This is a genomic window from Aequorivita sp. 609, from assembly GCF_014212065.1.
In the GTDB taxonomy this organism is placed as follows: domain Bacteria; phylum Bacteroidota; class Bacteroidia; order Flavobacteriales; family Flavobacteriaceae; genus Aequorivita; species Aequorivita sinensis.
In genome coordinates, this window is sequence record NZ_JACJVM010000107.1 from 1 (window position 1) to 483 (window position 483).

1 protein-coding gene is annotated in these 483 nt (G+C 39.3%); it reads left to right on the forward strand.

The annotated features are described in order from the left end of the window. Positions 1 to 348, forward strand: a 348-nt coding sequence (locus tag H4O20_RS12885) for a hypothetical protein (protein ID WP_221442892.1), incomplete at its 5' end; no start/stop codon positions are given. Positions 349 to 483: the final 135 nt, after the last annotated feature.

A 483-nucleotide genomic window follows, 5' to 3' on the forward strand; every position in this document is an offset into this window, starting at 1 on the left:
ACCGTTGTGCTTCATGCAAAAACAAATAATATGACTGACTATCAACAAACTGAGGAATTTAAAAGAAGAGAAAAGGAAAGTGAAGATGTTCAGGCTATTCTGACTACTTGGAATCCTTTAGGCTCCAGAAGTAAAGAAATATCGGATTTAGATAATTATTTTACTGAGGCTAACGATATCTTATTTCACATAAGAACCAATTTACATTTCCCTAAGAAAGGAGATAGGCAGACACGGACGGTTAGAATAGTTAGAACCGTTTTAAATGAAGCTTTCGGACTATCTCTTACGGATTCAGACTGTGAAAAGCCGGCAGCCAAAATTGTGTCGGTTGTAGAGATAAAATAAAGCACGAAAGCACAACACTATATAAAAACAATGCTAAAACCTGTCTTGAATCGAAATTCCGTGCTCGCTTGCTCAGCGGATTGTCCTGCGGACAATCACGCTCGCCCGCTCGCACAGTTTTTATACGGGACGTTG